Genomic DNA, 13,942 nt, shown 5'->3' on the forward strand with positions numbered 1-13,942 from the left:
ATTATTTAAATGGATATGGAGAAAAACTTTGCTATAGACTCACACGTAGCTGGATTGTTAAAATGTTCTAGCACTTGATTGGAGGATTGGCCATGGATGAACAAAGATATACTAATTTAAAACTTGGTGAACGAGGAGCAATCATCAGTATTGCAGCATACATAATCCTTTCTGCATTAAAACTATTTGTGGGTTATATCAGTGATTCAGAAGCCTTGAAGGCCGATGGATTAAACAATACGACAGATATATTGGCATCTGTTTCGGTTTTGATTGGCTTGCGTCTATCGCAGAAACCAGCGGATGAAGACCATCTATATGGGCACTGGAAATCAGAAATGGTTGCTTCGATGGTCGCGTCCTTTATAATGATCCTCGTCGGGATCCAGGTATTAGTCAGCGCGTTCACTTCCATTTTTGACGGAGTAAATGAAGCGCCTGATCTCATTTCGGCGTGGACAGGCTTATTTTCTGCATTGATTATGTATATGGTTTATCAATACAATCGAAAACTCGCTCTTAAAATAAAAAGCCACTCTGTCATGGCAGCAGCAAAAGACAACCTGTCCGATTCCTGGGTCAGTATCGGAACCGCAATTGGCATCATCGGCTCACAATTCGGTTTGCCATGGCTTGATCCGGTAACCGCAGTAATTGTTGGCGGACTTATTTTAAAAACTGGCTGGGGAATATTCCGTGAGGCCTCCCACCAGCTAACAGACGGCTTCGACGTTGATCTAATTAAAGAATATAAAGAAACCATCTGTGATATTCCAGGTGTAAAAGGAATTAAAGATTTAAAGGCAAGAAGCTATGGCAATAACATCGTCGTTGATTGTGTCATCACGGTGAATCCTGCCCTGGATATCAGCACAGCACACGATATTTCAACAAGAGTAGAGCAAAAACTGGTTGATGAATATGAAATATATGATGTACATGTTCATGTAGAACCGGATTGAACATGAAAAAGTAATGAATGACTTTAAACTTGTTAATGCTATAATTAGCAGATCGAATTGATTTTGAAGGGTAAGGTAAAAATAGATGAAGTTTATAAAATCTCAGATGAAACAGTTGGTTAAGGATAATCCAGAACTGCAAACCCGCTTATCCAGTTTGATAAAAGAACATGAATTGGAGAAAAACTTTGCCCTTAAGGCTTTGTATCATTCTGAAGTGGCTGAGGGCGGAAAGTATCAGCTCGCATACCAAGCACTTGACTTGCCCAAGGGGTAAGTCATTTTTATTTCGATTTAACCTTTAAAGTTATATGTTATGAATGAATAAAAGCTGGTTTTTGGAAGGATTTGAAATTGATTGGAATTCACTAACTTAGAGACTAAGTCATTTATATATAATTACGCTTTTCCAGGTGAAGAAAAAGAGTTGTGCGCACTGGAAATGCGCTCGTTTTTTGGGGTGGATACAGAGTTAAGTACACTGGAAAGTTCGGTAAAAATAGATCCAAGCCGTAGTCCGTTTATTAGGGGACGTATGGATGTCATCCTTGAAGGTAAGCAATTAGAGGATCTTATTGAGCAAGTGAAGAAGATAGAATTGAATGGCTCTACTTTTAAGGTGATGTATGTAAAAGTAGCAGGGCCTGAAAAGGTGGATTTTGAAGAGAGGCGCCGAATCGAACGGGAAGTGGGCTTGCAAATTCCCGGAGAGCCGGAGCTCGTAAATCCAGATGTGCTGTTTGGCATTTTGAATGTAAACGAGCGTTGGGTATTTGGTGAATACCACAACAGTGAGGCGGTCTGGCTGAACCATCAGCAAAAACCGCATAGCTACTCAACTTCATTAAGCACGCGTGTCGCCAGAGCTGTCGCCAATATCGCCGTTCCTGATCCAGCTGGAGTTAAAGCGATCGACCCATGCTGCGGAATTGGAACGGTAGTCGTGGAAGCATTGTCGATGGGCATCGACATCGTTGCCAGTGATATTAATCCGCTCATACTGCCTGGAACAAGGGAGAACATTGCGCATTTTAGCTATGCAACGGAAGTGACATTCCAGGACATCCGCGAGGTCACTGGAAGCTATGATGTGGCGATTATCGATATGCCTTACAATCTGTGTTCCGTCATCACACCTGAAGAGCAGCTCGAGATGCTCAAAAGCACATACGAATTCGCAGATAAAGTAGTCATCGTCACGATTGAACCAATCGACTCAATCATCGGAAATGCTGGCTTTGAAATTGCTGATCGCTGTGTCGTGAGGAAAGGTAACTTCGAACGAGAGATCATAGTATGTATAAAATAGGATAAATTTAAGGACGATTATGACTGGCATAATCGTCCTTTCTTCTTGTCCTCTATTTAATTGCCTTGCTGACTCTTAGCTTCTTTCCCTTGATCGTTGCATTCTCCATTGCCTGAATGACAAGCGAGCCTTTTCCGTTCAGGATATCGACATATGACATGGTATCGTGGATCGTGATGATGCCGATATCGTCTGGGGTTACTCCAGGGATTTTCGCGATTGTCCCCACGAAGTCGACGGCGCGAAGCTTCTTCTTTTTGCCGCCGCTGAAATGAAGCTTCATGATATCCTGGTTGATGCGGGCTGTTTTGTTGTTTTTCACGACACGGCGACCGCTGATTTTTTCATCGAATGCAGCCTGGTTTCTTGCAACGTCCTGCTTGCTCGGGGCTTCAGTGACAGGAAGTTCAAAGCCAATGTATCGTTCGATTGCCCTGATGAATTTTCCTTCATAAGGTGTAGCAAGCGTAATCGCCTTTCCTTTGTTTCCGGCGCGTCCAGTTCGGCCTGTCCGATGTACATAACCCTCTTTTTCCATTGGAACGTCGTAGTTGATGACAAGCGAAACGTTATCGACGTCAATCCCGCGCGCAGCAACATCGGTAGCCACTAGATAACGGAAATTCCCCATCTTGAAGCCATCCATCACGGCGAAGCGGTCTTCCTGCTCTAATCCGCCATGAAGTCTTTCACAGGAATAATTTGCTTCTTCAAGCTGGGAAAACACGGTATCAACATTTTCCTTCGTCCGGCAAAAAATGATGCAGCTGTCAGGGTTTTCTACAACGGTGATGTCTTTAAGCAGTGAGATCTTATCTTCTTCTTTCACTTCGATCAGCATATGGTCTATCGTATTTGTTGTGATCCCAGTGGAAGCAATTTCGATATTAACCGGATCATTCATATATTTGTGGCAGAGATTTTCAACGTCTTTAGGCAATGTCGCAGAAAATACCATCGTTACTCTGTCTGATGGAAGTTCCTCGATAATTGATTCCACATCATTGATAAAACCCATATTGAGCATTTCATCCGCTTCATCTATGATCAGGTACTTGATTTCATCTAATACAAGTGTTCCTCTTTCGATATGATCGATAACACGTCCTGGCGTACCAACAACAACATGCGTTTTTTGCTTCAATTCCTCTTTCTGTTTCGAGAAAGGCTCCTTGCCATAAACAGCCATGGCCTTGATCCTTTTGAATCGTCCGATATTTGTGATATCTTCACGAACCTGAACAGCCAGCTCCCTGGTTGGAGTAAGAATTAAAGCTTGCGGATTTTTTTCCTCCCATTCAACCAAATCGCAAATAGGAATGCCGAAGGAGGCGGTTTTGCCGCTTCCAGTCTGGGATTTTACGACAAGATCTTGTTTCTGGAACGCTAACGGAATGACTTCTTCCTGGACCTCTGTTGGCGATTCATATTTCAACACTGAGAGGGCGCGTTTAATTTCGTCGCTCAAGTTGTAATCGTCAAAACTTCTTCTGCTCATGTAAAAACCTCTTTTTATTTTATTATTCCACTTATTTATATATAGGATTCTCGCAGCGAATCATCATATGCATAAACTGAATAGTATTCATTATACTTGAAAAGCAGGAGTAAGTGAGCCGGAGTTTGAATTGTAATTTTTGAGGGGTCTTGGAAGGAGCTATGCTTCATGAGTGATCACTGGGAAAAGTACTTATTCCTAAAAAAAGGATTCACAAATTCACAATAATTTTGTTGATACCCATATGGGTTTATAAATTATAATAAAAATAGATAAGAAAGCGATTTCATTTTAAGGAAGGGTGTTGGAAATGAACTATCAGGAAGTAAAATCACAATTAGAAGCTTTGCAGATGCAATTGGCGAATAAAATGCAGAATCCAAACCTGTCTATAGATGAAAAAGTCGAGCTCCAAAAGGCCATAGCCAATTACGACTATATAATCGAGTTAACATGCATGAACCATTTTGAGCGGGGTACTTCCCTTCATTAAATCAAACAAAGCCTGGAGGAGCATTTCCTCCAGGATGATTTTATAAGACCCCACCCAATGGCTTTTGGCTAAAATAGTCAAGGGCATAATTAACCTGTTCTATTTCATAGATCTTTCTTTCGATACAAAATTGAATCACAAGGTCAAATGTTTCACTGTCTGACAGGGAGTAGCCGGCAGAGCTTAATAGCTTGTCGGTTTCTTTTTTGTTCAATTCAAGCGCAAGCGCAAGCGCGATGACAGTATTTTTGCTTGGCCTGTATTCAGGATTGGAGCGGATCTTTGAAAAATGCCTCCGGTCAATTCCTGCTTTTTTATAAATTTCAGCGTCGGAAGCGGCGCCTTTTTTATCGATAAAATTAAATAGCACCTTTTGCAGCGTAGGCTTCCGCTTTTGTGCGATGAATGTTTCGATTTCGAGTGGGGAAATGCTTTCCAGGACAAAATCCTGCTCCTCTATTCTTCCAACGGACTTTTCATAAAGGATGTATACTAAATTCCGCTCAACATACTCCTGCAATTCTTCCAAAATCTTTCTATCCAGCATGTGGCCAGCCTCCTTAAATTGTCGCTTAACAGGCGACCAAATTATGGATGAATCTAGATATGATTATATCAGATTCAACTTAGGAGGATGATAGAGATGAATAACAATTTAACGGAAATCATTTTTATGCTCGACCGGAGCGGCTCGATGGCAGGGCTGGAGAGCGACACTGTTGGCGGCTTCAATGCTTTTGTGAAAAAACAGTCCGAACTGGCAGGCGAAACGATCCTGACAACGGTGCTTTTTGATGATGAATATGAAGTGCTCTGGAACGGCATTGATGCAAGGAAGGCAAAGCTGACAGAAGATGAGTACTATGTCCGAGGGACGACTGCACTTTTGGACGCTGTTGGAAAGACGATACTCGATGTTGGCTATCGTCTGGCTAAAACAAAGGAAGACCGCAGGCCGGGAAAGGTAATATTCGTGATCACGACAGATGGCATGGAGAACGCAAGCAGTGAGTTCACTTATAGAAAAGTGAAGGAGCTGATCCAGCACCAGCAGGAAAAATACAACTGGGAATTCATTTTCACTCGTGCGAATATCGATGTGGCAAAAGAAGCTGACAGCCTGGGAATCAATGTTGAGAATTCTTTTAAGTTAGAAGCCTCCGAGAAGGGCATTGAAAATATGTATGAAATGGTTTCGGAATCTATTATGAAAAAAAGAATGAAGTAATAACGATGGAAAGTTTTGCTGCAGTAAAATGGTTCATCAAAGTTGGAGACGAGAAAGTGCAATTGAAGTAACTGGTCAACCCGGTGAATTTCCGGGTTTTCAATTTTAAATTTCCGATTTGACATTTTCCAGACATGAAAGGTTTTCAAAGAAGCAATGTTGATAGGATGAAACCGGGCATTCTCGTTCAATCCATCTGATTTATTTTTTTGATTATTTTTCAATCTGACATTATGCTGACATATTCAACCTGTAAATTATGAGTATAAGGTTCATGTCCATCTTGAATCTGAAAATATAAAGAGTTTATAGGAGGATGTCAGATATGAAAAAGAAATCAGTTATTGGATTTACAATCGCAGGAGCACTATTGCTTGGAGGTGCCGCTACTACATCATTGGCGAATGACGATAGTACGACAAGCACAGCTGCAGCCACTGTCAAAAGTTTTTTTGGTAAAGGATTTGGGCATAAAGGTTTTTACGGAGGCAATTCAGAAACGCTGATTGAAAAGGCAAAAGATCTTGGCATCAGCACATCAGGAAAAGACGCTCAAACATTGATGGGTGAAATTCGAGAAGCAACACTTAAAAATGAAGCAAAAGAGCTGGGAATCAAGACAGACGGTAAAGATGCGGCAACCCTGGTCGAGGAAGTTCAATTGGCCAATCTAACGGAAAAAGCGAAGGATTTGGGCATTTCTACTGATGGAAAGGATTCCGCAGCCCTTCATGATGCAATCCGATTGGCTAACCTGAAGATTAAGGCGAAAGAGCTAGGCGTCTCAACAGACAATAAGGATGCTCAAACTCTAATGGAAGACATCCGGACAGCGAACTTGAATAAAAAAGCGAAGGAGCTTGGAGTTTCTACTGAGGGCAAAGACCTGCAGACACTCCAGCAGGAAGTTCATACTGCTTATATCAATCAACAAGCTAAAAAGTATGGAATTACAGTAGACGGTAAGGATATTCGCGAACTCGCGCAAGAGGTCCAGTCTGCTAAAGTGAAAGCAGATGCGAAAGAGCTGAAAATAACGATTGATGGCAAAACAATCAGGGAAATTGCACAGGAAGTCCAGGAAAAGAAAGTGTTGAACCTGGCGAAGGAACTGGGAATTTCCACAGAGGATAAAGATACACGTGATCTTATTGACGAAATCAGAGAGAAGGACGCTGACAAGCTTGATGAGCTGTTTGAAGATGGATTCGGGCGCAATGGGTTGAGTGGAATGGGACATGGCGGCGGATTCGGAAATGGCAGTGGCTTTGGACACGGAGGAGGCTTCGGAACTGAAGGCGGCTTTGGAGACAAAGGCAGAATGGGACAAAAAGGCGGATTTGGCGGTGAAGGCGGCAGGCACCAAAATGGCGGCGGACGCGGTTTTTAAGTTCATAAAATAGTATGATCCCCCGGTATCAAGCGGGGGATTTTTCTTGTAAGATTATAAGTAGAAAAATCTGGTTCATGTCCATTTCAGCGCTATCTAGGCTGATTGGTACTTGTTAGTGGTGACGGGAGGGACGGCAATGAAAAGCATGTTGATCATAGAAGATGAACAAACGATTTCAAGAGTGTTGGCGGTTTACCTTAAGCATGAAGGCTATGAGGTCATACAGGCCTTCGATGGAAAGGAAGGTCTCAATCTATTTACACAGCACCAGCCAGATCTTGTTCTGCTGGATGTGATGCTTCCGGAAATGGACGGCTGGGATGTTCTAAAGGAAATCCGCAAAATCAGTTCTTGCCCGGCCATCATGCTGACTGCCCTTGGGGACATTGACTATCGTTTAAAAGGGCTGAACCAGGGAGCGGACGATTATATTTCCAAGCCTTTCATTGGAGAAGAAGTCGTTGCCAGGGTAAATGCCGTACTGCGCCGTTCATCCCAGGTACTTGAAACGGAAAATATGAAGCAGTTTGGTAGCCTGAAAATCAATGCGGATTCACATGTGGTTACGGTCGGTGGCGAGAAAGTTATCTTAACCCCTAAGGATTTAAGCTTGCTGATTTTCTTAGCAGAAAGGCCAAATCGAACCTTTACACGGGAAGACTTGATTGAAAATGTGTGGGGGATGGATTATGACGGAAGTGACCGTGCAGTAGACCTATCGATAAAAAGGATCCGCCAATCACTGACAGATTGGCCTGCATCGCAAGGTGAAATCCGGACACTAAGAGGATTGGGGTATCAGTTCAGTGTTTACGAGAAATAAAGGACCAATAACATTGCTGAGGTATTGGACAACAAGGTATCTTATCACCCTAATCGCCGGGCTCATTCTGCTTGCTGCGGGTTCGATGTGGTGGATTAAGCAAACTACCCTGGAAAACCGATTGAATTTAATGGAATATCTGGCTGTAGAAACAGCAGACCGCTTCGCTCAATCCAATAATAAAAATGATGATTTTGACCGTTTTGACCGCAGGCTAGAAGATCGGGCCAGAATCCTGCAAATGGAAAATCAGCCGCAGCTTTTCATTACTGATTTGGAAGGGAAGGTTTTAAATCCCGGACCAATGCGAGGAGAAGGCGGTCCGCACCATCTTTCAAGGGAAGTTCCTCCGGAGGTTTTTGTAAGTGATGATACCATAAAGAAGTTAGTTGTTAATGGTGAGAATGTCTACACAGTGAAGTCACCTATTATGATCGATGATAAGCAAAATGGATGGGTTGTCGTTATGCAAAAAGCCAATGAGTTAACTGACGTCAACCAGGAATACCGTTTGTTGATTATTTTATTGGTGGGGCTTGGTTTGCTGGGATGGGTTGTCATTTATTTTCTGACTAAAAAAATCCTGGAACCGATTCAGGCAGTGGCCCGGGCAGCTGCTCAGGTACGAGAAGGGGATTATGACATCATTTTGGATTCAGATCCCAAAGAGCTTGAGATTCATGAACTTGTTACTTCTTTCAAAGAGATGGCCAACCGCCTTACTCAACTTGAGCAGATGCGTGCAGAGCTGCTGGCGGGGGTGACGCATGATTTGAAGACGCCGGTTACTTCCATTAGCGGCTTGGTCCAGGCGGTGCGGGATGGAATCGTAACAGGTGAGGAACGTGAGGAGTTTTTGGACATCACGTTAAAGGAAGTCCAAAGATTGCAGACCATGATTTCAGACTTGCTGGACTTCAATTCCTTAGCTGCCGGCGGATTCACGATCCGGACAGAAGATTGCGATATGAATAAGCTTGTCCAGGATATCGGAAGACAATGGCAGGTAACGCATGAGGCGGTTGATATGAAGATCATTACACCTGATCACACCATCCATGCCATGACCGACCCGCTTCGCTTACAGCAAATCATGATTAATTTATTAAATAATTCTTACCAGGCTCTAGATTCAGAAGGCTCTATTTCCATCATTCTTTCAAAGGGGAGAATCGATGTAAAAGACACGGGTTCTGGGATTCCAGAAGCTGAGAAAGCGCTGGTGTTTGAAAGGTTCTTCCGGGGTGAGAAGAAAAAACTCAAAGTCAGGGGGCTGGGGCTTGGCCTGCCCTTCAGCAAAATGCTTGCCCGCTCCATGGGGGCAGATTTGATTTTAAAGGAAAGCACCCATCGAGGTACAACATTTTCCATCGTGTGGAACCATACGGAATAAAACAGAGGGCTGTATTTCTTTGCAGCCCTTTTAGGTTTTGAGATAAGTAAGTATAAAATTTCACTTCGAGAAATGTCCAGCTTCAGCGCCTAGCCCCTCGAGTCGCTTCGGACCGTCCAATAAAGTCAAAGAACGACTTCACCGGTCGGCCCTCCTGCGCTTGTCGGGGCTGATCAAGGCGCTTCAGCTTTTCTTATGAGTAATTCTTTTATTGCGTTCTCCAGCTCGCAACCGCCATCCAGCGATTTATCTGGAATGACGATGAATTTGGCATTGCTGCTGTTCAGATAGCTATAAATGATTTGTGCTTCATCCAGCTCTGCTTTGCCGATCATGACAGGCTCATAGTGTTCGCTCTCATGAAAACTGGCAAGGATGCGTGCTTTTATTTCCTCAGCCAGCTGCTCTGCCATTCTATATATCTCATCAAATATGACCTTATGCCCCTTAATCAAGAAGAGCTTCAAAGTGAGATCATCCAGCCATTCGATTACCGCAATATTTTTATTTCCTTCGGTAAATTGGACGACGTTTTCCTTATATAAAAGGATGGAGAGGGATTTGATATAATTCCTGTACTTCGCCGCTTCCTCAAATTGATAGTTACTTGAGGCTTGCTCCATTTTCTGCTCTACTTTCTCTAGAATCTCAAGATCAGTGCCTTGCAGCAGGGAGACGAACTTATCTGCGATTTCATTGTACTGACTGACCGCAGTTCCCCCTAGACACAAACCATTGCATCTGCCAAGCGTGTAATTCAGGCAAGGTGAACCCTTGAGGGGATGCAGGCAATTGATTTTAAAAGATTCCTTCAAGTGCTCGATAGCCGTTTTTACATAAATCGGGCTTGTGTAAGGACCAAAGTAGAGTGTTCCTTCATTAGCTTTTTCAGGAACAATAGAAATCTTCCGATATGGCCCGTCCATTTTCACTGCGATATAGGAATAGGGAAGGTGGCTCTTCATTCTTCTATTGAACAGAGGCTTTAATTCCTTGATTCGTCTGCATTCATGGAGGAAAGCTTCGAATTCCGTATCGGTATGTTCAATTTCAAAATCATCAATGTTTGCGACCATCTTCTTGATCTTCTGGGGATGGGCAGTGGAGTTTTGAAAATAGCTTTGAACCCGCTTCTTGAGGCTCTTTGCTTTCCCCACGTAAATCACGGTTCCCGTTTGATCCTTCATCAGATAAATGCCTGGAGTCATAGGAAGGTTTTTTACCTTATCTTTCAGATTCATATTTCCACTCTCCTTGCTTTTCAGATTCCCCATCTATTAGAAATAACTAAATTTTAAAACTCTCGTATATCTTCATATTTTAGCATGAGGGAGGATGATCGCGCTTTAACTGTGCAAAAACTGTCTTATGGTAGATTTGTTTCCGCTTTCTTTCACTATCTCGCCCATATGCTTGCAAATCGATTCAAAGCCCTTGAATCTCAATTCAGGCATGTTACCATAGTTACCGTTGAGAAAAATGCGAACGGAAATAAATGATTATGAGGTGAATGCGGTTGTTAAAACATAAAAAAGTAGCTTTTATAGGTGCCGGATCGATGGCGGAAGCGATGATTTCAGGTGTAGTCAAGTCTGGCAAAATGCGCGCGGAAAATGTTTATGTGACAAACAAGAGCAATGCAGCGAAACTGGAGCGTTTGGAATCCAGATATGGAATCCATGCGATGCCACAGGCTGAATTGCCTTATGGTGATATCGATATGTTTATTTTAGCGATGAAGCCAAAAGGGGCGGCAGGAGCACTTGCGACTTTGAAGGATCACTTATTGCCGGGGCAGGTGGTTGTTTCAGTACTGGCAGGCATTTCGACAGGTTTTATGGAAGAAAACCTGAATGCTGGCCAGCAGGTTGTCCGTGTCATGCCGAATACATCCAGCATGATCCAGGAATCAGCGACGGCCATCTCACCAGGAAAACATACGACAAATCAGAACACTGAGGACGTAAAAGAACTATTAAACAGCTTCGGCAAAGTGTTCTTGATCGAAGAGGAGCAAATGGATGTCTTTACGGGACTTGCCGGTAGCGGTCCTGCTTATTTCTACTACTTGATGGAGCATATGGAACGCGTGGGCAGGGAAAATGGCATGGACGAAAAAATGGCCCGCGAAATCATTGCCCAGACGATACTGGGTGCGGCGAAGATGATCATCGAAAAGGATGAAACGCCAGAGGTCCTCAGGAAAAATGTGACCTCACCGAATGGAACGACCGCATCCGGGCTGAACGCATTAAGGAAATACAATGGCGGAACGGCCATTTCGCAGGCAGTCAACCATGCCACGAACCGCTCGAAAGAAATCAGTCGAGAGCTGGAAGGAATCCTTGTTCCGTCCTAAGGAATAAAGAAAAAACGCTCCCGGCGAAAAAGCCTGGAGCGTTTTTGAGTCAGCTTAGAAGAATCGATAACGGTTGGCTCTTTCGAACAAATACTGTACTCCATATAATAAATAAGCTTTATAGTGCAGGTAAAAAAAGAACTGAAGGTGGCTCAACTTGTTCAGTCGGATGATTCTAAATCTCTTTAGGACATCAATGAAAAAGAACGCAAAAAACCCGTCAGCAATCGCATTCAGCATGATAAACTTCTTAAAATTGCCGTATGAAATTTTAAGGAGCCACATAGAAAGAGGCATGTAAGGACCTACACTAAAAGGAAGTTCATCCCTAAAGAATGATTTTCGCTTATTATAAAACTTCCACCAATTCCTCTTGTGGCCATACATATGATTGAAAATCTCAAACACGACCACAAAGATCCCAGCTACAGAATAACGCTTAAAGCTGCGTTTTCCAATGAATAATAAAGATAACCACGGTATGGAAATTAACGCTATATTAAATAAAAAGTGCCTCTTTGAAATCATCATCATTTCACTCCTGCTTTTCAACTCTTCTTTTAAATTGTCCAACTTATTGGAAAAATAATCCGATATTTAAGAGAAACTTGGAAAAGTTCGTCAAACAGGCTAACAGTAAGGCATATTCCTTTAAGGGTTTTATTTTTAAAGAATTATTGAAAAATTGGCACTCCTTGACATATAATCACTTGAAGACATTAAAGGAGATTCCCAGATGATACGAAGATTTTTTACATATTACCGGCCTCACAGGAGGTTATTTATCATTGATTTCAGCAGTGCGGTCATTGTTGCGCTGCTTGAGTTGGCTTTTCCGCTTGCTGTGCAATGGTTCATAGATACGCTTTTGCCGGGCGGGAACTGGAATATGATTGTCGGAGTGAGCATTGGTTTGCTTTTGCTTTATGTTATTAGTACATTCCTTCAGTTTATCGTCAATTATTGGGGTCACAAGCTTGGGATCAATATTGAAACCGATATGAGACAACAGTTGTTCCAGCACGTCCAAAAGCAGTCATTCCGCTTTTTTGACAATACGAAAACGGGCCATATCATGAGTCGGATTACGAACGATCTTTTTGATTTAGGGGAACTTGCCCATCACGGTCCAGAGGATTTGTTTATTGCCGCGATGACGTTCGTTGGTGCGTTCTGGATCATGCTTACGATTAACGTCAAACTGGCTCTGATTACAATGATCATTGTGCCATTTCTCATCTGGCTGATTACGTATACGAATCTGAAGATGAACGCTGCCTGGAAGAATATGTACAGTGATATTGCTGATGTTAATGCGAGAGTTGAAGACAGCGTTTCCGGGATCCGTGTCGTGCAGTCTTTTACGAATGAAGATTATGAGATTAAGAGATTCACAACGAACAACCGCAAGTTCCGCCAGGCTAAATTGACAGCCTATAAGGTCATGTCATTCAGTGCTTCCAGTATTTATATGCTGACAAGGCTGATGGTACTCGTCGTCCTTGTATATGGCGCATGGCTCAGCTTCCAAGGTACCTTGAGCTATGGTGAACTCGTCGGTTTTTCGTATTGTATGTCAACGTCTTGTTTAAACCAATCGATAAAATCAGTGCCATCCTTGAGCTCTATCCGAAGGGAATGGCAGGATTTAAACGTTTTACCGAACTGATGGACCAGGATCCGGATGTAGTCGATCGGAAGGATGCTATCGAAGTGTCCCACTTAAAAGGAAATATCGAATTCCGAGATGTGACATTCAGCTATGATCAAAACAAGCCGGTTTTAGACAGGATCGACCTGAAGATCATCCATGGCGAAACGGTCGCTTTTGTCGGGCCATCCGGAGCAGGGAAAACAACGATCTGCTCATTGATTCCCCGATTTTATGATGTAAAGAGCGGCGGCATCTATATTGACGGCATGGACATTCGCGATATGACGAAAAAATCACTGCGCTCCCAGATTGGGATTGTCCAGCAGGACGTGTTCTTATTTACAGGAACTCTTCGTGAGAACATTGCTTATGGTTCCCTTGAAGCCACGTTTGAGGATATTGTCAGGGCTGCAAAGCAGGCTCATCTTGAGGACTTCATTGCAGCATTGCCTGATGGCTATGAAACTCAAATCGGCGAGCGAGGCCTCAAGTTATCAGGAGGGCAGAAGCAGCGTATTGCCATAGCTCGTATGTTCCTTAAGAATCCGCCAATCCTGATTTTAGATGAAGCAACATCAGCATTAGACACCGAGACAGAAAGAATCATTCAAAAAGCGCTGGCGGAGCTCTCGAAGAACCGGACAACGCTTGTCATCGCTCACAGGCTGGCAACGATCAGAAGTGCCGACAGGATTGTCGTCGTGACGGAGGATGGCATAGCTGAAGAAGGCAGCCATGATGAGCTGATCCAAAAGGGTGGAATCTTCGCCAACCTTCATAAGGTACAGTTTGAGACTTCTATCTAAAAGTTGGTTTATTTTTCCTTGTGT

The 13,942-nt window shown here is 43.1% G+C and carries 13 protein-coding genes and 1 pseudogene; 10 read left to right on the forward strand and 4 right to left on the reverse strand.

What is annotated here, in order from left to right:
* Nucleotides 1-92: 92 nt before the first annotated feature.
* The 3 genes from M3204_RS11925 to M3204_RS11935 all read left to right on the forward strand — a co-directional run bounded on the left by M3204_RS11925 (nt 93) and on the right by M3204_RS11935 (nt 2,271).
* The gene (locus tag M3204_RS11925; protein WP_251481908.1) at nt 93-962 is read left to right on the forward strand and encodes a cation diffusion facilitator family transporter; all 870 of its coding nucleotides are present in this window, start codon (nt 93-95) and stop codon (nt 960-962) included.
* Nucleotides 963-1,047: 85 nt separating this feature from the next.
* Nucleotides 1,048-1,239: a hypothetical protein gene (locus M3204_RS11930; protein WP_251481911.1), complete on the forward strand. Its 192-nt coding sequence runs from the start codon at nt 1,048-1,050 to the stop codon at nt 1,237-1,239.
* 81 nt (nt 1,240-1,320) lie between these two features.
* Entirely contained in the window at nt 1,321-2,271 is a 951-nt protein-coding gene (locus M3204_RS11935; protein ID WP_251481913.1) for a TRM11 family SAM-dependent methyltransferase, read from the forward strand.
* Between the two features lie 52 nt (nt 2,272-2,323).
* On the opposite strand, the gene M3204_RS11940 is transcribed toward M3204_RS11935, so the two are convergent.
* Entirely contained in the window at nt 2,324-3,769 is a 1,446-nt protein-coding gene (locus M3204_RS11940) for a DEAD/DEAH box helicase (RefSeq protein WP_251481916.1), read from the reverse strand.
* A 310-nt stretch (nt 3,770-4,079) separates the two neighbouring features.
* Between M3204_RS11940 and M3204_RS11945 the strand changes: the two genes are divergently transcribed.
* Nucleotides 4,080-4,262 (forward strand): DUF3896 family protein, encoded by a 183-nt coding sequence (locus M3204_RS11945; RefSeq protein WP_251481918.1) that lies wholly within the window; start codon nt 4,080-4,082, stop codon nt 4,260-4,262.
* A gap of 40 nt (nt 4,263-4,302) precedes the next feature.
* On the opposite strand, the gene M3204_RS11950 is transcribed toward M3204_RS11945, so the two are convergent.
* Entirely contained in the window at nt 4,303-4,809 is a 507-nt protein-coding gene (locus M3204_RS11950; RefSeq protein ID WP_251481921.1) for a hypothetical protein, read from the reverse strand.
* Between the two features lie 96 nt (nt 4,810-4,905).
* Between M3204_RS11950 and M3204_RS11955 the strand changes: the two genes are divergently transcribed.
* The 4 genes from M3204_RS11955 to M3204_RS11970 all read left to right on the forward strand — a co-directional run bounded on the left by M3204_RS11955 (nt 4,906) and on the right by M3204_RS11970 (nt 9,099).
* Nucleotides 4,906-5,490 carry a vWA domain-containing protein gene (locus M3204_RS11955; protein ID WP_251481924.1) on the forward strand — a complete coding sequence of 195 codons (585 nt, stop codon included), beginning with the start codon at nt 4,906-4,908 and terminating at the stop codon, nt 5,488-5,490.
* Nucleotides 5,491-5,815: 325 nt separating this feature from the next.
* Nucleotides 5,816-6,880 (forward strand): hypothetical protein, encoded by a 1,065-nt coding sequence (locus tag M3204_RS23695; protein WP_285856938.1) that lies wholly within the window; start codon nt 5,816-5,818, stop codon nt 6,878-6,880.
* A gap of 139 nt (nt 6,881-7,019) precedes the next feature.
* Complete coding sequence (locus M3204_RS11965; protein WP_251481927.1) at nt 7,020-7,706, forward strand: response regulator transcription factor; 687 nt, start codon at nt 7,020-7,022, stop codon at nt 7,704-7,706.
* Complete coding sequence (locus tag M3204_RS11970; protein WP_251481930.1) at nt 7,690-9,099, forward strand: sensor histidine kinase; 1,410 nt, start codon at nt 7,690-7,692, stop codon at nt 9,097-9,099. Before M3204_RS11965 ends, M3204_RS11970 begins: the two co-directional genes overlap by 17 nt.
* A gap of 173 nt (nt 9,100-9,272) precedes the next feature.
* Here M3204_RS11970 and M3204_RS11975 read toward each other — a convergent pair whose 3' ends face one another.
* Complete coding sequence (locus M3204_RS11975; protein WP_251481933.1) at nt 9,273-10,340, reverse strand: UvrB/UvrC motif-containing protein; 1,068 nt, start codon at nt 10,338-10,340, stop codon at nt 9,273-9,275.
* Nucleotides 10,341-10,609: 269 nt separating this feature from the next.
* On the opposite strand from M3204_RS11975, the gene proC reads away from it, so the two are divergent.
* On the forward strand, nt 10,610-11,458 hold the full coding sequence (proC, locus tag M3204_RS11980) for a pyrroline-5-carboxylate reductase (RefSeq protein WP_251481935.1): 849 nt from the start codon (nt 10,610-10,612) through the stop codon (nt 11,456-11,458).
* 54 nt (nt 11,459-11,512) lie between these two features.
* On the opposite strand, the gene M3204_RS11985 is transcribed toward proC, so the two are convergent.
* Entirely contained in the window at nt 11,513-11,986 is a 474-nt protein-coding gene (locus tag M3204_RS11985; protein ID WP_251482349.1) for a hypothetical protein, read from the reverse strand.
* Nucleotides 11,987-12,194: 208 nt separating this feature from the next.
* Between M3204_RS11985 and M3204_RS11990 the strand changes: the two are divergent.
* Nucleotides 12,195-13,918, forward strand: a pseudogene (locus M3204_RS11990) (ABC transporter ATP-binding protein).
* Nucleotides 13,919-13,942 lie beyond the last annotated feature (24 nt).

This window comes from Mesobacillus subterraneus, from assembly GCF_023715485.1.
GTDB lineage: Bacteria > Bacillota > Bacilli > Bacillales > Cytobacillaceae > Mesobacillus > Mesobacillus subterraneus_B.